The 19,433-nt window shown below is 58.7% G+C and carries 18 protein-coding genes; 7 read left to right on the forward strand and 11 right to left on the reverse strand.

From position 1 onward, the window contains the following. Positions 1 to 14: 14 nt before the first annotated feature. The 6 genes from CD928_RS04645 to CD928_RS04670 form a co-directional block, all read right to left on the reverse strand. Complete coding sequence (locus CD928_RS04645) at positions 15 to 821, reverse strand: SDR family NAD(P)-dependent oxidoreductase (protein ID WP_095385625.1); 807 nt, start codon at positions 819 to 821, stop codon at positions 15 to 17. A 38-nt stretch (positions 822 to 859) separates the two neighbouring features. After that, complete coding sequence (locus tag CD928_RS04650) at positions 860 to 1,666, reverse strand: enoyl-CoA hydratase-related protein (RefSeq protein WP_255247037.1); 807 nt, start codon at positions 1,664 to 1,666, stop codon at positions 860 to 862. 284 nt (positions 1,667 to 1,950) lie between these two features. Continuing rightward, positions 1,951 to 2,544, reverse strand: coding sequence for a peroxidase-related enzyme (locus CD928_RS04655; protein WP_095385628.1), 594 nt, complete (start codon positions 2,542 to 2,544; stop codon positions 1,951 to 1,953). 47 nt (positions 2,545 to 2,591) lie between these two features. Beyond that, positions 2,592 to 3,521: an electron transfer flavoprotein subunit alpha/FixB family protein gene (locus CD928_RS04660; protein WP_095385630.1), complete on the reverse strand. Its 930-nt coding sequence runs from the start codon at positions 3,519 to 3,521 to the stop codon at positions 2,592 to 2,594. Between the two features lie 114 nt (positions 3,522 to 3,635). Beyond that, on the reverse strand, positions 3,636 to 4,385 hold the full coding sequence (locus CD928_RS04665) for an electron transfer flavoprotein subunit beta/FixA family protein (protein WP_095385632.1): 750 nt from the start codon (positions 4,383 to 4,385) through the stop codon (positions 3,636 to 3,638). A gap of 124 nt (positions 4,386 to 4,509) precedes the next feature. After that, entirely contained in the window at positions 4,510 to 5,415 is a 906-nt protein-coding gene (locus tag CD928_RS04670; protein ID WP_095385878.1) for a VOC family protein, read from the reverse strand. Positions 5,416 to 5,672: 257 nt separating this feature from the next. On the opposite strand from CD928_RS04670, the gene CD928_RS04675 reads away from it, so the two are divergent. The 3 genes from CD928_RS04675 to CD928_RS04685 all read left to right on the forward strand — a co-directional run bounded on the left by CD928_RS04675 (position 5,673) and on the right by CD928_RS04685 (position 8,991). After that, positions 5,673 to 6,713, forward strand: coding sequence for an amidohydrolase (locus CD928_RS04675; RefSeq protein ID WP_095385635.1), 1,041 nt, complete (start codon positions 5,673 to 5,675; stop codon positions 6,711 to 6,713). A 206-nt stretch (positions 6,714 to 6,919) separates the two neighbouring features. Then, positions 6,920 to 8,110, forward strand: a complete 1,191-nt coding sequence (locus tag CD928_RS04680) for a CaiB/BaiF CoA-transferase family protein (RefSeq protein WP_095385637.1) — start codon at positions 6,920 to 6,922, stop codon at positions 8,108 to 8,110. A 32-nt stretch (positions 8,111 to 8,142) separates the two neighbouring features. Next, on the forward strand, positions 8,143 to 8,991 hold the full coding sequence (locus CD928_RS04685) for a MaoC/PaaZ C-terminal domain-containing protein (protein ID WP_095385640.1): 849 nt from the start codon (positions 8,143 to 8,145) through the stop codon (positions 8,989 to 8,991). Positions 8,992 to 9,043: 52 nt separating this feature from the next. Here CD928_RS04685 and CD928_RS04690 read toward each other — a convergent pair whose 3' ends face one another. Next, complete coding sequence (locus tag CD928_RS04690; RefSeq protein WP_095385642.1) at positions 9,044 to 9,505, reverse strand: MaoC family dehydratase; 462 nt, start codon at positions 9,503 to 9,505, stop codon at positions 9,044 to 9,046. 928 nt (positions 9,506 to 10,433) lie between these two features. On the opposite strand from CD928_RS04690, the gene CD928_RS04695 reads away from it, so the two are divergent. Next, a complete protein-coding gene (locus tag CD928_RS04695; RefSeq protein WP_176473451.1) occupies positions 10,434 to 11,174 on the forward strand; it encodes a FadR/GntR family transcriptional regulator in 741 nt (246 codons plus the stop codon). Positions 11,175 to 11,176: 2 nt separating this feature from the next. Here CD928_RS04695 and CD928_RS04700 read toward each other — a convergent pair whose 3' ends face one another. The 4 genes from CD928_RS04700 to CD928_RS04715 all read right to left on the reverse strand — a co-directional run bounded on the left by CD928_RS04700 (position 11,177) and on the right by CD928_RS04715 (position 15,308). Further along, positions 11,177 to 12,286, reverse strand: a complete 1,110-nt coding sequence (locus CD928_RS04700) for an acyl-CoA dehydrogenase family protein (protein ID WP_095385648.1) — start codon at positions 12,284 to 12,286, stop codon at positions 11,177 to 11,179. A 19-nt stretch (positions 12,287 to 12,305) separates the two neighbouring features. Beyond that, the gene (locus CD928_RS04705; protein WP_095385651.1) at positions 12,306 to 13,592 is read right to left on the reverse strand and encodes an acyl-CoA dehydrogenase family protein; all 1,287 of its coding nucleotides are present in this window, start codon (positions 13,590 to 13,592) and stop codon (positions 12,306 to 12,308) included. A 67-nt stretch (positions 13,593 to 13,659) separates the two neighbouring features. Further along, complete coding sequence (locus CD928_RS04710; RefSeq protein ID WP_176473452.1) at positions 13,660 to 14,274, reverse strand: alpha/beta hydrolase; 615 nt, start codon at positions 14,272 to 14,274, stop codon at positions 13,660 to 13,662. Between the two features lie 14 nt (positions 14,275 to 14,288). Beyond that, positions 14,289 to 15,308 carry an NAD(P)-dependent alcohol dehydrogenase gene (locus CD928_RS04715; RefSeq protein ID WP_095385881.1) on the reverse strand — a complete coding sequence of 340 codons (1,020 nt, stop codon included), beginning with the start codon at positions 15,306 to 15,308 and terminating at the stop codon, positions 14,289 to 14,291. 160 nt (positions 15,309 to 15,468) lie between these two features. Here CD928_RS04715 and CD928_RS04720 point away from each other — a divergent pair, with 160 nt between their 5' ends. The 3 genes from CD928_RS04720 (at position 15,469) to CD928_RS04730 (ending at position 19,433) form a co-directional block, all read left to right on the forward strand. Next, positions 15,469 to 16,542, forward strand: coding sequence for an aminoglycoside phosphotransferase family protein (locus CD928_RS04720; RefSeq protein WP_176473453.1), 1,074 nt, complete (start codon positions 15,469 to 15,471; stop codon positions 16,540 to 16,542). Positions 16,543 to 16,585: 43 nt separating this feature from the next. Further along, positions 16,586 to 17,662 (forward strand): aminoglycoside phosphotransferase family protein, encoded by a 1,077-nt coding sequence (locus tag CD928_RS04725; RefSeq protein WP_176473454.1) that lies wholly within the window; start codon positions 16,586 to 16,588, stop codon positions 17,660 to 17,662. Between the two features lie 193 nt (positions 17,663 to 17,855). Further along, positions 17,856 to 19,433, forward strand: coding sequence for an AMP-binding protein (locus CD928_RS04730; RefSeq protein ID WP_095385662.1), 1,578 nt, complete (start codon positions 17,856 to 17,858; stop codon positions 19,431 to 19,433).

Here is a 19,433-nt window from a genome sequence, read left to right on the forward strand (position 1 = left end):
TCCCTTATCGTCGATCAGTTCGGGACCATGCACAGCCCACCGCACACAGACACTATTTGCCCCGTGATATATCGCGCGGCGTCGCCGGCGAGGAATTCGACGACGCCGGCGATATCCTCGGGCTCTCCCAGGCGGCGAAGCGGGATCATGGCCGCATCCGACGGGGAGGCAAGGTTGCGTTCAGCAGCTTGGGCCTTAACCCGTGCGGTCGCGATTAATCCCGGCGCGACCGCGTTGACGCGGATGCCATGCTCGCCCAGTTCGGCCGCCAGATCGCGTGTCAGATGAGCGACCGCTGCTTTGGATGACCCATAATGTGAGAGTCGCCCGCCCGCAGCGATCATTGTCGCCCCGACCGTCGATGTATTGATGATCGTACCGCTTTTCCGCGCAACCATGTAAGGGATTACGGCCTGCGAGCAGAGCACCGCGGTCAGATAATTGACGTCGAAATTCCTGCGGATGTCGCCGACCGTCATGCTCGACGGAATGCTGATGTCGATCGGTGTGATCGCGCCCCCCGCAACATTGACAAGGATATCGACGGGCCCCAGCTTCGCGACGACTTGATCGAAGGCGCTTTTGACCGATAGTTCATTGGTAAGATCGGCCTCGACGCCCAGACCGCGACGTCCGACGGCCTCGATCTCGCCGACGACGCTCGCTGCCGTCAATGCCTCTCCGAACGCGGCCGCCCCATCCAGATCGAGATCGAGTATCGCCACGTCCGCGCCGGCTTGTGCCAACCGCAACGCCGTCGCACGACCTATCCCCCGTGCACCGCCGGTCACTACCGCGACCTTACCAGCAAGTTCCGCCAACTTTCTCGCTCCCTGTTGCTATGGTTTATCGGTATGTGTCAGCGTCCCGCCCAGACGGGCGCGCGCTTTTCTTTGAAGGCTTCAATACCTTCTCGCGTATCCTCGAGCGTGGTCAGTTCATCAGCGAGTTCGAGCGACAACGCTTCAATGATTGCCCGGGTCGCCAGCGGCTCAAGTGCTGCGAGCGCCACCCGTTTGGTGGCGCGTAGGGCCAGCGGCGAGCACCGGAGCATCGAGGCCGCATAACGCCGGGCAACATCAAGCAGCTTTCCAGACGGCGCGACTTCCGTCACCATACCGTGGCGATGGGCTGTCGCGGCATCAATTCGGTCGCCTGTAAGCAATAATCCCATCGCGGCGTGCCACGGCATGCGCCTGACCAAGCCCGCAGCGCCGCCGCCCAAGGCTGCGAACCCTACTCGGGGTTCGGGCAAGGCAAAGGATGCGTGTTCGTCGGCAACCACCACGTCGCAGGCCATCGCAATTTCCCAGCCCCCGCCCATCGCAAGACCATTCACGGCGCAGATCATCGGTTTGAACAGATCGTGCCGTCGCGACAGCCCTGCCCAGCCCGTTTCAGGCATCGGGTCGAAGAAGCCATCGACCAAATCATGCCCCGCACAGAAGGCCTTGCCCGCGCCGGTGATGATGGCAATCCAGAGGTCTTCATCCTCCGCGAATTCGTCGAACACTGCTGACAATTCATGGCAAGCAGCGGCGTGGAGAGCGTTCAGCACTTCGGGACGATCAAGCGTGATCAGCAGAATGTTGCCTTCCCGCTCGGTCTGTATGAATTGTCCCATCCGCATCTCCAGCTTCACCGTTATCGAGCGCGCATTTGCCATAAGCCAATGACAACGTGGTCAGACAAAGCTTGTAGCATATGTCTTACCATTGGAGGCAAGCTAAAATTCGCGGGCAACGGCGCGAGAAAAACACGATGAATATCTTAGGTCATAGCATTCTCGAATTTGCCATTCGGTCCTTCCGCCAGCGTGGTGGCAATGCGAATTCGCGAATTCAGCGGACCGGACGTGATTGAGCTCGCGCACATCGAGATGCCCTAGCCTGGACCGCGTCAAATTATCGAAACGTTCACGCCCCGAAGCCCCTCATCGCATCCCGTCCGTCACACGGATTCCACGGCGGGCGCTTCAGCGCGTGGCAGGCGGCCGAGCATGAAATACTCCTCGTTCGCCCGCATGCCGGTGACGTTGACCATCCGATTTGACATACCGAACAAACCGACGATTGCGCCTATGTCCCAAATGTCCTCGTCGTCGAAACCGACCTCGTAGAGCGATGGGAAATCGTCATCCCCCACTTCCGCCGGCGTCAGGCAGACCTTCATGGCGAAGTCGATCATCCGACGCTGCCGTTTGGTGATATTCGCCCGTCGATAATTCACCGCAACCTGGTCTGCGAGCAGACTGTTCTTCTCGTAGATCCGCAGCAGTGCGCCATGGGCAACGACGCAGTAGATGCATCCGTTAGCGTTGGACGTGGCAACTACGATCATCTCCTTCTCACCGCGGGTGAGGCCGCCTTCGCGCAACATCAGGGCGTCGTGATAATCCAGAAAGGCCAAAAGCTCCGAGGGCCGGCGCGCGAGCGTCCTTATGACGTTCGGAATGAAGCCGCTCTTTTCCTGCATTCTCAGAATACGCTCCCGAAGGTCGGTGGGAAGACCGCCAATCTCAGCGAACGGGTATCTATCTGTCATCGTGATGTCCTGACAAGCCTTGATCGATCATGCCGGAAGCCCGTCGCTCAGATATTGCCGGTCAATTCGGGCACGGCAATGAACAGATCGGCGACGAGGCCGAAGTCCGCGACCTGGAAGATCGGGGCGTCTTCATCCTTGTTGATCGCGACGATCGTCTTTGAATCCTTCATGCCCGCAAGATGCTGGATCGCGCCCGAGATGCCGATCGCGAAGTAAACCTGCGGAGCGACGATCTTGCCGGTCTGGCCGACCTGATAGTCGTTGGGGACATAGCCCGCATCGACCGCGGCGCGCGACGCGCCGAGCGCGGCGCCGAGCTTGTCGGCGAGCGGCACGATGACTTCCTGATATTTCTCGGAAGAACCCAGCGCGCGGCCACCCGACACGATGATCTTTGCTGAGGTCAACTCAGGACGATCCTGCTTGGCGATTTCGGCGCCGACGAAGCTGGAAATACCGGCGTCGCCGCCCGCGCTGACCGCTTCGATCACGCCCGAACCGCCCGACGTCGCCGCCTTTTCAAAGGCGGTGCCGCGAATGGTGAGGACGAGCTTTGCATCGCTCGATTCGACGGTGGCGATCGCGTTGCCGGCATAGATCGGACGCGTGAAGGTCTTGGGCCCTTCGACCGACAGGATTTCCGAAATCTGCATCACGTCGAGCAGCGCGGCGACGCGCGGCGCGATATTTTTGCCGGTGGTCGTCGCCGGCGCGACGAACGCGTCGTGCGAGGCCATCAGATCGGCGACGAGCGGCGCAATATTTTCGGGCAAATTGTGACCGAAAGCGGCGTTGTCGGCGACATGCACCTTGCCCACGCCGGCGATTTCCGACGCGGCCTTGGCGACGCCATCGACGCCGGCGCCGGCGACAAGCAGATGGACTTCACCGAGTTTCGACGCGGCGGTCACCGCGGCGAGCGTGGCGTCCTTGACGGCCGTGCCATCATGTTCGACCCAAACCAGAGTTTTCATCTCTTACGTTCCTTCTTCCCTTCCCGTTCGCATCGAGCGAAGTCGAGATGCCCCTCGGCTTGGCGTACTCTCGATGGGTGTCTCGACTTCGCTCGACACGAACGGGGGATAGATTCAGCTGTGGACGCCAATCGCTTTCAGCTTGGCGACCAGTTCATCGACATCGGCGACCTTGACGCCGGCCGAACGCACGGGGGGTTCGGAAACCTTGACCGTCTTGACGCGCGGGGTCGTGTCGACGCCGTAATCGGCGGGGGTCTTGGTATCGAGCGGCTTCGACTTTGCCTTCATGATGTTCGGCAGCGAGGCATAGCGCGGCTCGTTCAAACGAAGGTCGGTGGTGACGATCGCGGGAAGCTTCAGCTTCACCGTTTCGAGGCCGCCATCGACTTCGCGGGTGACGCTCACGCTGTCGCCATCGACATTGACCGCACTGGCGAAGGTGCCCTGCGCCCAGCCGGTCATTGCGGCGAGCATCTGGCCGGTCTGGTTGTTGTCGCCGTCGATCGCCTGCTTGCCGAGGATGACAAGGCCGGGCTGTTCGGCATCGGCAATCGCCTTGAAGATCTTTGCGAGCGCGAGCGGTTCGACGTCATCGTCGGTCTGCACCAGGATCGCACGGTCGGCCCCCATCGCGAGCGCGGTGCGGAGCGTTTCGGCCGCCTTTGCCGGGCCGACGGACACAGCGATAATCTCGGTCGCGACGCCCTTTTCCTTCAGGCGGATCGCTTCCTCGATGCCGATCTCGTCGAACGGGTTCATCGACATTTTGACATTGGCGAGATCGACGCCGGTGCCGTCGGACTTGACCCGCGGCTTGACGTTGTAATCGAGCACCCGTTTCACGGGGACGAGGATTTTCATGGTAATGCAACTCCGGTTTGATCTCGTTGGGATCAATTTTCGCGTGTCAGGCTAATTCGCCGATAGCATCCGACGAGCGCCGCTTTGAACGACGGCAAGCGGGAACCAGCTTGAACGTCACTTATCAGCCAATTCGTTCGATTTCGCCGATCTTGGCCATCCCCGGTTCCGGGCGACCATCCCAATAGTCGACCGACTCTATTCCAGCCGGCATAGCGCGCGGTTCGCGCGGAGCATCTTCGGGAAATTCCTCCATGCCATAGCTATATTCCACGGTCATGCCATCCGGATCGAGAAAATAGAGGAAGACAGATTCCGAGGGCGGATGCTTGCCGGGTCCAAACACGATGGGCACCTCATTGCGCTTCAGACGGTTGAGCCCTTTCCCGATGTCATCAAGTTCGGTTGTCATGAAGTTGATGTGATGGAAACCCGGCACCTCGCCTCGACCGACACCTAGGCTATGATGATAAGGATTGGGGAAGCAGCGCAGGAATGTCACCATACCTTCGATCCTGTCTGACGCCCTGAAGTTAAGGTCGTTGAGCAGAAACTCTTCGGTTTTCTCGCGATTGGCGCTGTTGAGGACGACATGCCCTAACCGTGCTATCTTTGTGTGCGTGACCGTAAAGGGGCGTGCAGCATCGTTCATGTCCGCATAGAATTCGAAGGTGGCACCAGTAGTTGGCTCGGTGGCGCGAAACGCTTCGCCGAGGCCGAGTTCTGCAGCCTCACCAGCGCTGACCGCCACAGTCGCGATGCCAATCGAGTTGAGATGTTCGCGCACTGCGTGCAGCGCGTTGGCGCTTTCCATCTCCCAGCCGAGACGCTTCAGACCGGGATTGGCGGCTTGGTAAAGCGCAAGATCATGGTGCTTGCCGCTGCAACGCAAGAAAGCGACATTGCCAGATGCTTCATTATCGCCAGTGAGACCAACGATCTCTTCATAAAAGTGTCGCGAGTCCCCCAAATCCGTCACGTTCAGCGCAACATACCCTAGTCGCTTAAAGCGGATGTCGCTTATCGCCATTTTTTGCTCCTCAGCCCATCTCGCGCACAACGCGTAGAACATGGACGATAGGTAATACCAATCCTCTTCCAGTCAACCCACTTGTCTTGAAACCCCCCCGGCTTCGGATAGAGAGAATGTGGCACGGCCGTGCCGTCAACCTCCGTAAACGTGCGCGTTGCCCGTATTGGTATTGCCATTCGGCATCAATGGGCTAATTGTTCTACCGCATGCAAGGCTCCGGATAACAAGAGTCGCAAGATAGGAGAGAACGGGGCGTGAATGTGATTGCCGACATCCAACGCAACCACCTGCCCGCCGCAGATTCGATCTGGCTTGCAAAGAGCAAAGAAACCGCCATCGAGCCCGAGCTGCCAATCATCGACCCGCATCATCATCTATGGCGCGCGCCCCGTGCGCAATATCTTCTCGACGAGTTTTGGACCGATATCAACACTGGTCATAATGTCATCGCGACAATATGCGTCGAGTGCTCGGAGAACTACCGCACTTCCGGGCCCAAAGCCTTCCGGCCCGTCGGGGAGACCGAGTTTGCGGCCGCTATCGGCGATAAGGCGGATCAACTTTTCCCGAAGTCTCGACTCAATGCTGGAATCATAAGTCGTGTCGATCTCGCCGATGGTGATGACGCGCGCGCACTTTTGGAGGCACACATCGCGGCAGGACGCGGACGCTTCAAAGGCGTTCGCTTTTCCACACATCGGAATCCGCGTCCTGAAAAATGTACCACCGCCCGCACGCCGCCGCCCGGACTGCTTCTCGGCGCTCCGGTGGGCCGCGGAGTTCGGCATGTCGCGGAACTGGGGCTGGTACTGGATTTATGGCTTTACCATCATCAGCTGTCCGATGCAGCGAAATTCGCGGGAGAAAATCCCGATGTCAGCTTGGTGTTGGATCATCTCGGGGATCCCCCCGGCTTCGGCCCTTATGCCGGACAACGCGAGGAAGGGTTCGCGGCGTGGAGAAAGGGGCTGTTGGAGGTCGCTCGCCATCGCAACGTCGTAGTCAAGCTCGGAGGTCTGGGCATGAAGACGCTCGGCTTTGATTTCCGCGAATGGTCAGCACCGCCATCGGGTGAAGAACTCGCGGTGACATGGCGGCCTTATATCGAAACGGCTATCGAAGCGTTTGGCCCCGAACGCGCCATGTTCGAGAGCAATTTTCCTGTCGACCAGATGTCATCGCCCTATGTCGTGTTGTGGAACGCGTTCAAGCATTTAACACGCAACTATTCCGCCGACGAGCGAACTGCGCTCTTCAGTGGCACTGCGGCGCGGGTCTATGCGATCGACCTGTGATACACGGCTTGAAGCAGATTCATGCAAGAATAGGCGCTGGCAACCAGCGCGAGCTGGAATGCAGGGCAACGTGTCACGCGACGCCTTCGCAAGGAGTGCTTCGAGGACAGGAGCGCACGGAACACATGTTTTGCCGCCCGCTTTCCAACGCCGGCGCGACCCAACTGAAGCATTTGAACCACGATAACGACAAATGAGGATGAACGATGGCGGATGACAATATAAAACGCCCTTGCGAAGGCATCAGGGTGATCGAATTTTGCACGATGGTTTCCGGCCCTTTCGCAGGCCAAATGCTCGCCGACCTTGGAGCCGAAGTCATCAAGGTCGAAGCCATCGGCGGTGATCCGATGCGCTACGTTCGACCGGAGCACAAGGGTATCGGAGCGCTGTTCCTGCACGTCAATCGCAACAAGAAGAGCATTGGCCTCAACCTGAAATCATCCGAAGCGATCGGCATCGCGCGGGCGCTGGCGGCAAACGCCGATGTCGTTATAGAGAACTTCCGACCGGGCGTGATGGACCGCCTGGGCCTTGGCTATGAGAGTCTCAAGGCAGAGAATCCGGGTCTTATCTTCGTCTCCATATCTGGGTTCGGGACCAGCGGTCCTTACGCTGACCGCGCAGCTTATGACCATGTCATCCAAGGATTGACCGGGATCATGAGGGTGGCCGGGACGGCCGGCAAACCTGTGCCGGTACGCAACATAATCGTCGACAAGACTGCGTCGATGTCCGCTACGAATGCGATACTTGCCGCCCTGTTGCAACGCGAACGCGCAGGCGGTGGCGGCCAGCGCATTTCAGTATCACTGCTCGATTCCTTCGCGGCGTTCAGCTTGCCGGAAATGATCGTCAATCACACCTTTCTCGAGCCTGGCGCGGACACCCGGCCGCCCGTTGATATATACCATCCGCTGGAGACGAGCGATGGCTATGTCATCGGCCATATTCAACTCGATGCTCAATTTGCCGCCGCTTGCCGAATATTCGGACGCGAGGAATTGATCGAAGACCCCCGCTATTGCACCATGGCCGAACGCGCTATGCACTTTGAGCAAATGTGGTCTGAGTTCGCTGCGCCGGCGCGTACCATGACTACCGGCGCAATCATCGAAGCTGCGAACGAACATAGCCTGCCGATGGCGCCCATCAATACGGTCGAGGAGTTTCTCGAGGATCCCCAAGGGCAGCATAGCCGCGCCCATTTCGTCCATCAGGATCCGGAGCTTGGTCCAATCCGATTGCTGGGATATCCCGCCACACTCGAGGGTTCGCCCGCACGAGTAGAAGCGCGTGCGCCTTTCCTCGCCGAGCACACGGTGGAATTGCTTCACGAACTTGGTATCGATGATGCGACGATAGCTACCTATAAGGCAGCTGGCGCAGTTCAATGATACGGCCATAAGACAGACGGGGAGTCCTCGACATGGTGATCGCTTATGAAGATATTCTTCAGCTTACCGATACCTGCCAGTATAGTTGGACCGAGCGCGATGTCATAACCTATGCACTGGGCATCGGCATGCCCGGCGATCCGCTGGACATGCGCCAGTTGCCGTATGTTTATGAAGCTGCATTACGCGTGCTACCGACCTTCGCGGTCACATTGGGCTTCAATCACGGCGCGATGCGGGGAGTCGGTATCGATTATCGCCATGTATTGCACGGCGAGCATGCCGTTACCGTCCACAAGCCGATCCCCTTGTCAGGAAGCGTCTCCGGCACGTCGAAGATCGTGGGCGCCTGGGACAAGGGTGTCGGCAAGGGCGCCGTATTCCGTCAGGAAATGGTGCTGATGCTCGACGGTGATGCGACTCCCATGGCGACGGTGACAACTACGTCCTTTGGCCGAGCCGAGGGAGGCTTCGGTGGCCCGACCTCGGGACAACCTGCGCCCCACGCAATTCCCGACCGCAGGCCTGACAGGTCCATAGAACTACCGACGCTACGCAATCAGGCCCTGCTCTATCGTCAGGCGGGAGACGCCAACCCTCTGCATGTTGATCCGGTAGCGGCGCAGGCAGCAGGTTTCCCACAGCCCATTTTGCACGGACTATGCACCTACGCCTTTTGCCAGCGCGCGATACTCGAAGCCTATTGCGATTTCGATGCAGATCGGCTGATGCACCATGAGGTGCGCTTTTCAGCGCCGGCATTCCCCGGTGAAACCATCTTGGTCGATATGTGGCGAGACGGGCCGATCATTTCTTTTGAAGCAAGAATTCGGGAGCGCGACGTCACCGTCATCAGAAATGGCAAAGCTATCATTTCATAAGCGCAACGCGGCGAACAATAGCAATCCACTGGTCGAAGCCGCGGTCGCGCCATTACCGTTCTTCATCATCTCCGAACAGGAGGAACAACATCTCTGCCACCATGGCCGGTCGCTCTTCACCGGCAATTTCGATAATAAATTCATGGGTCGTCATCCAGCCACCGCGCTGAGGTTCTACCGACAGCAATTTGCGGCGCAACCTAACGCGAACGCCGGCGCGCACCATGTTGGTGAAACGAAGACGATTGATGCCATAGTTCAATCCATTTTTGACGCCCCGGACTTCAAGGATCGAAGCCCCAAGCGCCGGTATCAGCGCAAGCAAATGATAGCCGTGGGCGATTGTGCCCCCGAATTCCCGTGCTGCGCGGTCACGATCAATGTGAATCCATTCATCATCCCCGGTCAAATCGGCGAAGCGATCGATTTGTTCCTGGGTGATCGAAACCCATTTCGACGGCGCGAGGTCGACACCAACCAGCGATGGAAGTTCCGATAAATTTATGCTCTGCATCGATTTTCCCAATTCAATAGTTTGCGCCTGATTTGCGTCGAAGTGCGATAATATCGAGTGTGAAGCATATCCCTTACCCTGCCTAAGGGGCGTCTATGAACGCTAAGCGGCTCTTGGCGCATTGACTCGGGTCACGCCGCTCGGCCAATGCGAGTGCCAGACTCGCCTCCCCTATAAAAAGCCGCAAAAAATAGCGAGCTCATCACAGGGTTATTGATCGCCTTTGTGGAGCCGAGAAGCGCAAGTTATGTTATCGATCGATGAGTGCGGCACAGACTCTCGCTCGCTTCCTGAAATGATTCCACCCAATTTCGATAATCCTCTAGCCATTTACCTATATTGGACTTACCATTTAGCTGTCAATCTCAGCAAGCAATCCAAGTCGAACCGGAGCCAGATTACGAAAACGGAGTTATCAGAACGAGAGGGAGATGAGTGGACGACCTTGATCGCAAGCAAACTCTCATCGTTTGGGTACGGCAGTTACCGGGTTTACGGCAGCGCGCGTCCATGTGCCGACGGCCGCGTCGAGGGCGGCGCTTGGAGCTCTGGCTCGAACATTGGCAATCGACATCGCGCCCCCGCTTGGTGAATGCGGTCACGTCAGGCGCGTTCGATACGAAGATGTCAGATCGCATAGCACCGGACGCGCGCCGCAATATTGGGCCAAGTAGGCTCGCACGGTGGCAGTTGGAAAATAGCGGACGCGGAAGATATGGTCGCGATCATCACACTCGGCCGGCGAAATCCTATATTGACGGGTCTGAGCATCTATACCGACGGTGGGCATGTGCGCCTATGATACGGCAGGCGGTGGCATGATTTCAAACGGCTGAAAATGAGGGATTGCATCTTCCATCAGTCTTATAAGAGACGTACTAGGACCAATGATGATAGGCATCTAGGTTCGTCAAATGAAAGCGGGGATATGAGCAACAGGTTGTTTGAAGAGATTTCCATCAAGATACGGCGCGATCTCGCGTCCGGACAATTGAGACCGGGAGATAAATTGCCTCCCGAGCGAGATCTCGCGGAGCAAATGGGCGTCGGACGGCCTGTCGTTCGGGAAGCATTGCGTGCGCTGGAGGCGTGCGGGCTACTTGAGTTTCGCAAAGGAGCCACCGGAGGCGCATTTGTTCGCCCCGGGGATGCTGCTACAATGACTCAATCGATCTCCGATTTGATTTTCCTGGGCGCCATTTCCCTCGATCAGCTTACGGAGACGCGTATCGGGCTGCTGCGACAGGCTGCGGAGTTGGCTTGTCAGCGTGGCAGCGAGGCCGAGTTCGATGCGCTCGATGCCAATATCGAAGAAATGATTGAGGCGCACCAGCTCGGCATAGCCGACGACATTCTCATCATCATCATCCAACGATTCTATCAGCTATTGAGCCAAGCGGCGCACAATGAAGTTCTCACCATGATGATTTCTGCATTGAGCGGCGTGATAGCTCAAGTGTTGCTCAAGCATCGCGTAGGCTGGATGGAAGAACTCATCGATGTCCGTCAGCGCATTGTGCAAAAATTGCGCGCCCGCGATTCAGCAGGTGCCGCCAGCGAGGTGACCGAACACCTCGAGGCGCTTCATGCATTCGTGGCGGAGCATGCCCAGTCGCTGCACACGCTCGGCATCGATCCGGTGCCGGCACCGACACGCTCCGCCGCCTGAATTCAGGCCGCTTCGCGCTCGAGGAAACTGACCACTTCCTCGCGCTGTTGACGTGGGGAACCCAGCAGTTCCGCATTGCAACGTGCCCGCTTGTAGAAGAGGTGGTTCTTCATCTCCCAAGTGAAGCCAATTGCCCCAAACACCTGGATGTTGCGATACGTCGCATTGCAATAAGCCTCGCTAGCATAGCTTTGGGCCATCGTCGCCGCCAGCGTGGCGCGCGGGTCGTCGACGCTGAGGGTCCATGCGGCATATTGCACGGCCGCTCCAGCACATTCCGCCTGCCCCGCGATCTCTGCGAGTTGGTGCTTGATCGCTTGGAATGCGCCAATAGGACGACCGAAAGCGACGCGTTGTTTCGCATAATCGACGGCATCGGTAAGCGCCGCCTGCGTGCCAGCGGCGCTCTCCGCCGCAAGGAGCAGGTACAGACGGTTGCGCACAAACGGCCAAACCGATGCAGCATCGCCCTCCAGCAATTCAGCCGCCGCACCTTCCAGCCGGACGCTTGCGACCTGCCGGGTGATATCGCGCCATTCCAGAAGTTCCGCGGCGACGGCAGCGCGATCGACCACAAAATAGCGGCGGGCTCCGTTAAGCGATGCCGCCACGATGATCTTGTCGGCCGCAGCCGCATCCACGACAAAAGAGCGATTGCCGGTAAGAATATATTCGCCGCCGCTAGCATTGGCGATTACCTCGTCGGCTCCGGGCTCGTAACTGCCGCCGCTATCGGCGATGGCGAAGGCCAGCTTGGTCTCCCCGGCTGCGACCAACCCCAATAGGGCGGCCTTCTGCTCCTCGCTCCCGCCCGCCAGAATCGCCCAGCTTCCCGCCAATGTACCGAACAGCGGCGCCGGCGCGAGTGTGCGCCCGGTCTCGCCGATAATCATGACGAGGTCGATGTAATCCATTCCAAGCCCGCCATAAGCCTCAGGAATGATAAGGCCCGGCCAGCCCATGCCGGCGATCTTTTCCCAAAGTTCATCGTAACCGCTTTTGGCTACTGTGGCGCCGGGAACCAGCAAAGAAGACAGATCGACTTCTTTGTCGAGGAAATTTTGGGCGGACGCGCGTAGCGCCTCATGGTCGTCGCTCAAAGAGAAATTCATATCCTGCTCCCTCGTCAGTTCAGGCCGCCTTCACATTCGGCTTGTTGATTTCATTGAACGGCACGCGCGCGGTCGGATCGACGTCGCGCGGCAAGCCTAGCACCCGTTCCGCTATGGTGTTTTTCAGGATTTCCTGCGTACCCACGCCCAGCGTCGTCGCGGGACTGAACCAATAGGCGTAATCCCAATTGTCGAACAGGCCGAAGTGCTTCGGCGGCAGCGGCAGCACATCCTTATTATACACCATGCCAGCGACACCTTGGCTGCGCTTGGCCAGGTCGGTCATCTTCTGACCGTGCGGCGATGCCACCATCTTGCCGACATTGCCTTCGATTCCGGCCGGCTTCCCGTTGATCTTGTTGCTGAGGTGACGCATGCTGAGAAGACGCAACAATTCGCCCTCGACGTAGAGCGCTGCCGCTTCATCGCGGATGAGAGGGTCCTTGATGCGACCGGTTTGGATCAGGCCGTTCATCAGCTCTCGAGCGCTAGGGCCACTGCCCCAGACCGCGCCAGGCTTGGTCATGCTCTGGCGCTCGGTCTGGAGCTGCTCCATCGTGATTTGCCAACCGTCGCCTTCCTTGCCGAGCATGCGTGAAGCTGGCACGCGAACATCCTCGAAAAAGACTTCGTTATACTCATTCTCTTCGCCGGTCATATCAGCGATCGGACGCACGGTGATACCCGGCATGTTCATGTCGATGACGAATTGGGTCAGCCCTTTATGCTTGGGTGCCGTGCTATCCGTTCGCACCACCACGACTCCGATCTGCGCGCGGTCCGCCGCCGAATTCCAGATTTTCTGACCGTTGATCACAAAATCGTCCCCGTCCCGGCGCGCGATCGTACGCAGCGCCCCGAGGTCGGAGCCTCCGGATGGCTCGGAGAATAGCATGCACCATAAATACTCGCCCGAAAGCGTGGGCGGCAACAGCTCCTGACGCATCTCCTCCGTGCCCCAAGTCAGCAGCGACTGCCCGCACTGGTTCACACCGATCGGATTGGAAACGGCCGGCATGATAACGCCGGCACGAGCGAACTCCTCCTCGATAATGAGCATGAGTTCGGGATCGGCGCTCAGTCCCCAAGGTTCGGGCCAGTTGGCCGCGGCCAAGCCCCGTTCCGCAATCTGTTTTCCGGATGGAGCGGGATGATTCTTGAACCACTCCCGGATTTCGATCCGACGCGGATCGTCTTGTGCTGGAAAATTAAAATCCATGACTGAGTCCTGCTCCTCTAATTGTTTGGACTTACCATAGACGAGGTGCACGACCTTGCCAACCTGGCGAACAAAGAAAATTGTCATGCAGCAAGTCTTTTATTCCGTATGGAATCGCGGTCTTCGTGGTCTCAAGCCGCGTTTCGCCCGACAGCTACGAGCCCTCTGACGCGACGCGATCGCTTAGCCACATACGCAACGAAGCGATGACAGCATCTGGCAGCTCATGGCCTCCATCATGATCGAAAGCTGTTATAGTCATCGCATAACGCCCGAGCGCCGCCTGCCCTTGCTGGGCAAGTTCATGACCAATGATAGGATCATTGCGGCCATGCGCCCAGAAAACGGGCTTGCCGCAATGCCTCGGAACAATTGGAAGAGCCTTGATCGCGGGTTCGAGCAGGCGGCCGCTGGCTATGCCGCAGGCAGTAAACAGTTCGGGCCTTTCAATCAAAGCCGTAAGCGCGACCACCCCTCCTTGCCCGAACCCGAGCAGGATAAGCGGTGTATCGCCAATTCGACGCCTGATCGCAATCGCACGTTCGATGATCGCGGCGCGGCTCGCCGCTTCCTGATCAAGTCGGGGTCCGGCAGCGGGCCTGCCATCGGCGAAATCCACCTGAAACCATAGGCGGCCGCCACCAGCGCCCGTCGGACTTTCAAACCGCCCGGCCAATGTCTCCATCACCATTCCGGGAGACAAGGCAGGTTCGAACATCGCGCGTGCGGTTGCCTCATCATGGCCGAGACCGTGCAGCGCCAGAACCACCGCCCTCGCCGTGCTCATGCGTCGAGTACCACGACAAGCTTGCCGAAATGTCCTGCACCTTCCATCGTGCGCAGTGCCTCGGGTACATCGCTGAACGGAAACACCCGGTCGACCACCGGATGCATGGCGTGGCGCGAGATTGCCGATGTCATCTCTTCAAAATGCCGACGACTGCCCACGGAAATGCCCAGAATGCGAAGATTCTTGCCGAATATCGCGGGCATCAGCAGTTCCTGCGAACGTCCGCCCAATATACCGATCACCAAGATATTGCCGCCCACAGCCGCAGCTGCCAACGACTGGTTAATAGTACCCGCGCCGCCGACTTCGACGATATGGTCGGCCCCGCGCCCTCCAGTGATATCAAGCACCGCGTTTCCCCATTCGGGGGTCTCCCGATAGTTGACGAGATGATCGGCTCCCAGTTCTTTCGCCCGTGCCAGCTTCGCATCACTGCTCGATGTGGCGATGACCTCGGCGCCCAGCATCTTGGCGAATTGCAGCGCGAAGATCGACACGCCGCCTGTCCCCTGCACCACCACGACGTCGCCGGACTTGATCCCGCCCTCGACGACGAGCGCGCGCCATGCGGTGAGGCCGGCGCACGGCAGCGTCGCCGCCTCGATCCAGTCGAGATGTCCAGGAATCGCCGAGGCATAATCTGCGTTGAGCACGATCTCCTCCTGCAATATTCCGGGATGCGACGCGGAGCCCAGGGAGACCGCTCGATTTCTCGCCGTCGGCGGACCTTCTATCCAACCCTGAAAAAAGCTGGGACAGACACGATCGCCGATCACAAATCTCGTTACACCAGCACCGACGGCGACAATTTCTCCTGCTCCATCGGAAAATGGGATCTGCGGCAGCTTGCCGAATGGCGTCTTGTTAGTGACGGTGACGAGATCGCGATAATTGACGGCGGCGGCGCGCAGCCGGATACGGATCTCTCCGTCTCCCGGCGCACCGGGCGCGTCGACTTCGGACATTACTAGATTGTTGATGCCCCAGGCGTCACGATTCTCCCATATCCGCATCATAACCTCCTTCGCATCCGCTTCGCTGAGCGGTTTGCAACTCCACGTTTGCCGTCGGTCTTCGCCAATTCAGCGACGGCCGGTTAGGCTAAGGTGCAGCGGCTCTTGCCATAATTGAATTGGTATGACCATAATATATTCAAGAGAGCTGGGAGAGAATATGACGACGATCGAGACAAGCGCGCGGCTGCCGCGCAGCTTCGACGAATTCACGGCAGATTGGTTCTCCAAGGCCTTGTCGCGGCAATTCCCCGGGGCGATCGTGTCGGGGTTTTCGCGCAATAGCGAAAGGGTCGGCACTTCAGCCTCGTGCCGATTCGAATTAACCTATGCCAATCGCGGCGAAGGCGACGATGCACCGAATGTCGTCTATCTGAAGGGTGGGTTTACCGAGCAGCAACTCAATCGGTACTGGATGGTGCTGCAACAGGAAGCACGCTTCTACAGCGCGCTGTCACATGATGTTCCGACGACCATTCCCCGCCATTATTTCGCAGCAATAGACGAAGAAAAGCAGGGCATCACGATGCTGGAGGATCTGGTATCGCGCAATGTGCGATTCGGCTTCTGGGGAGAGCTTACGGTAGACGATGTCGCCGGACTTCTGGAGCAATTCGCCGCGCTGCACGCGCGCTGGCTCGGCGATGCGCGACTGCCCTCGCTGGCCGGATGGGAAGTGCCCCAACGCGAGTTTCTGAAATATCTTGTGCGTGACAAGCATTGGGAGGAATTGACCGGTCGCGCCTATGGGCCGGAGCTAATCGAAGCCATTCCCGAGCCGCGACTGGTGCGTGCCGCGTTGGAGCGCCTATGGGCGCTCAACGACGCAGCGCGACGAACGCTCGTACATGGCGACGCACACGGCGGCAATATGTACTTCGCGCCCGACGGGGCTCCCGGCATCCTGGATTGGCAGCTGTGCTTTGCCGGTACGCCGATGCACGACGTTTCATGGCTTATAGTCAGCGGGCTGAACATAGAAGACCGCCCCGCCGAGGAGGCCCGATTGCTCAAGACCTATGCGGCGGCGGCGGCCGCGCACGGCATGGAGATGCCGGATTTCGATGCTATCTGGCTCTCGCATCGTCAACAGATGGTGCACGCTTTCGTCTCGGGGGCCTGCGAGCCCAAGGAATCGGGGCCAGTGGAGGCAATCAACGCCGCCGCCCGAGTGGCTATCGCGGCCGCGAACGATCACGATGTGCTCGATGCGCTGGGTGTTGCGGGAATCTGACACAATCGAAACGTCCAACACGCAGAAACGACGGGAGAATAGGATGAATCTGAGCACCACCAGAATGCACCTTCCGATGACGCTCGACGAAGTGACGTCTGAATGGCTCACGGATGCACTCGGCACACGCTTTCCCGGTGTGCGCGTCGCGGAAGCTCGTAGGGATTTAGAGCGGGCCGGGACATCGACATCGGCACGCTTCTCGCTGGATTATGCCGACCATGCCGGTCATGTCGACCTGCCGTCGTCAGTATATGTCAAGGGCGGCTTCGATGCCGTCATGCGACGCCGCGTATGGGCAGCACTGATACAAGAGGCACGCTTCTATGCGGAACTCAGTGCCGATATTCCGCTCAATATTCCCGTGGTTCATTTTGCGGGGATCGACGAGGACGCGCGACAGGGCGTGCTGATTCTCGAAGATATGACGCTACGTGATGTGCGTTTTGGCCATGCTACCGACGAAACTTCCGTCGACACGGTCGCCGCGATCCTCGAAGGCCAAGCTAGATTGCACGCTCGCTTCTGGGGCGACGAGCGGCTGGCCGCCTATCGCGAATGGGCGGATCCGCAGCGTGCTTATCTGCGCTATCTGTTCCGTCCGAAGCATTGGGAAGCGGTGCAACAGCGTCCTTACGGCGATCTGCTCGCGAAAGTCATCGAGTCGCCCGAGCAAGGGCTTGTCATGCTGGAACGGATGTGGGCGCTGGACGATGCCAGAACATCGGTTCTGCTTCATGGCGATTGCCATGGCGGCAATCTTTTCTTCGAGGCCGACGGATCACCCGGGTTCCTCGACTGGCAATGCACCTTTCCCGGCGCGCCAGGGCATGACCATGCCGAGACGATCGTATCGATCCTCGATACTGAGCTCCGGCGCAGCGCCGAGCGCGACCTCATCAAGCACTATCGGACCGCGCTCGTGGCCAGCGGTGTCGCCGATGCGCCAGACGTTGATGACCTGTTCCTGTCGTACCGCCAGAATGTGATGCACATGATGGCGTCTTCAGTGTTTAATCCATATGACATGCAGACCGAAGAGGTCACGAACATCACCGCTACGCGTACGCTACACGCAGCGATCGACCTTGATCTCGCCGATGCCCTGGCTGCCGGCTGATCATAGCTGCTGGCGCTGGTTCGATTCTCAGGAAGGTACTCGGGCGACTACGGGAATGTGCTTCGCCCGCATCGTGCATTATCGCAGCAGGTAGGTCGCGAAGCGCCCGGCAGCATCGTAAATTTGCCTTATAGCTAAGGCTTGAACACTGATCTTTGGCAATACTAACAGGTTGCTTTCGTGGAGGCAGGATATGTCGCAACACCTCATCAACGTGACATCTACCGGAACATTGGGTCAAATCGCGATAGATGCCATCGCGCGCTATCCAGATCGACCGATGATTTCGGATGGCAAGACCATCTGGACTTATCGCGATCTGGGACACGCGATCGGCCGATATATGACGGCGCTGCGCGGCATGGGCGTTGAACGGGGCGAAGGCATCGCGGTGCTTTCCGCCAATCGTGTCGAACCTTGGGCGCTGTTGTGCGCCGCCAATTTGATGGGCATTCGTTATACACCGATGCATCCGATGGCGGCCGAGGACGACCATGTCCACATTGTCGAGGACAGCGGCGCGACGACGCTGGTTATCGACGCCGACAAATTCGCCGAGCGCGGTGTCGCGATCCGCAACCGCGTTGAAAGCCTGGACCGGCTGGTGTCGCTGGGGGAATGTGACCAAGCCATCGATCTGCTGGCTGCGGCCACCGACGTAGAGCCGCTTCCGCTCGAAGACCATGCACAGAGCGAGGAAACTGCATATTTGGTTTATACCGGAGGCACGACCGGACGATCCAAGGGCGTCATGCTATCTCACCGCTCGCTGGTTACCATGTCGACGGTGATCGCCTCGGAATGGGAATGGCCCGCAACACCACGCTATGCGATTGTGACGCCGATCAGTCACGCAGGGGGCATAAATCTCTATCCCATCATGTTCCTAGGCGGTTATGCACGCTTGCTTCAGGGATGGGACACTGAGCAATTCTGCGCGACGGTCGCTGAAGATCGGTTGAACTGTGCCTTTCTGGTGCCCACGATTATCAACAACCTGATCGATGCGTCCGAAGTCCGCGCTCGCCACGACCTCTCGTCGATTGAATTACTGATTTATGGCGCAGCTCCCATGTCGCCTGATCGCTTGCGGCAGGGGATCGCCATTTTTGGCCAAGTCTTCCTGCAGCTTTATGGTCAATCAGAATGCCCGCAATGCGTCACGACTTTACGAAAAGCCGATCATGATCCTGATCGTCCCGACCGCCTGGGCTCTTGCGGACGACCAACTCTTCTTTCGCAGATCAAATTGTTCGATCGGGAAATGCGAGAGGTCGCGCCCGGTGAACCAGGTGAGATTTGCGTCCGCGGACCGCTGGTGATGAGCGGGTATTGGAATCAGCCCGAACTGACCCAAGCGGCTTTCGCCGGCGGTTGGCTCCATACCGGCGACGTCGGCATACGGGACGCCGATGGGTATTTGACCATCGTCGATCGCACCAAAGATATGATCATATCCGGCGGCTTCAACATCTACCCTCGCGAGGTCGAGGATGCGCTGGCATCGCATCCCGCTGTGTCGTTAGCGGCCGTAATCGGCGTACCCGACGCCCGCTGGGGCGAAGCGGTGAAGGCTTTCGTGATAATGCACCCCGGCGCTTCAGCAACGGCCGCCGAATTGCAGGCGCACGTGAAGAAAAAGCGCGGTGCCCCATGGGCACCAAAATCGGTGGAGATCGTAAAGGATATCCCGCTGACTGGACTTGGCAAACTGGACCGCAAAGCGCTGCGAATACCCTATTGGGAAGGTCGAGACCGCGCAGTCTCATAA

It is taken from the genome of Sphingopyxis sp. GW247-27LB (assembly GCF_002277025.1).
Classification (GTDB): domain Bacteria; phylum Pseudomonadota; class Alphaproteobacteria; order Sphingomonadales; family Sphingomonadaceae; genus Sphingopyxis.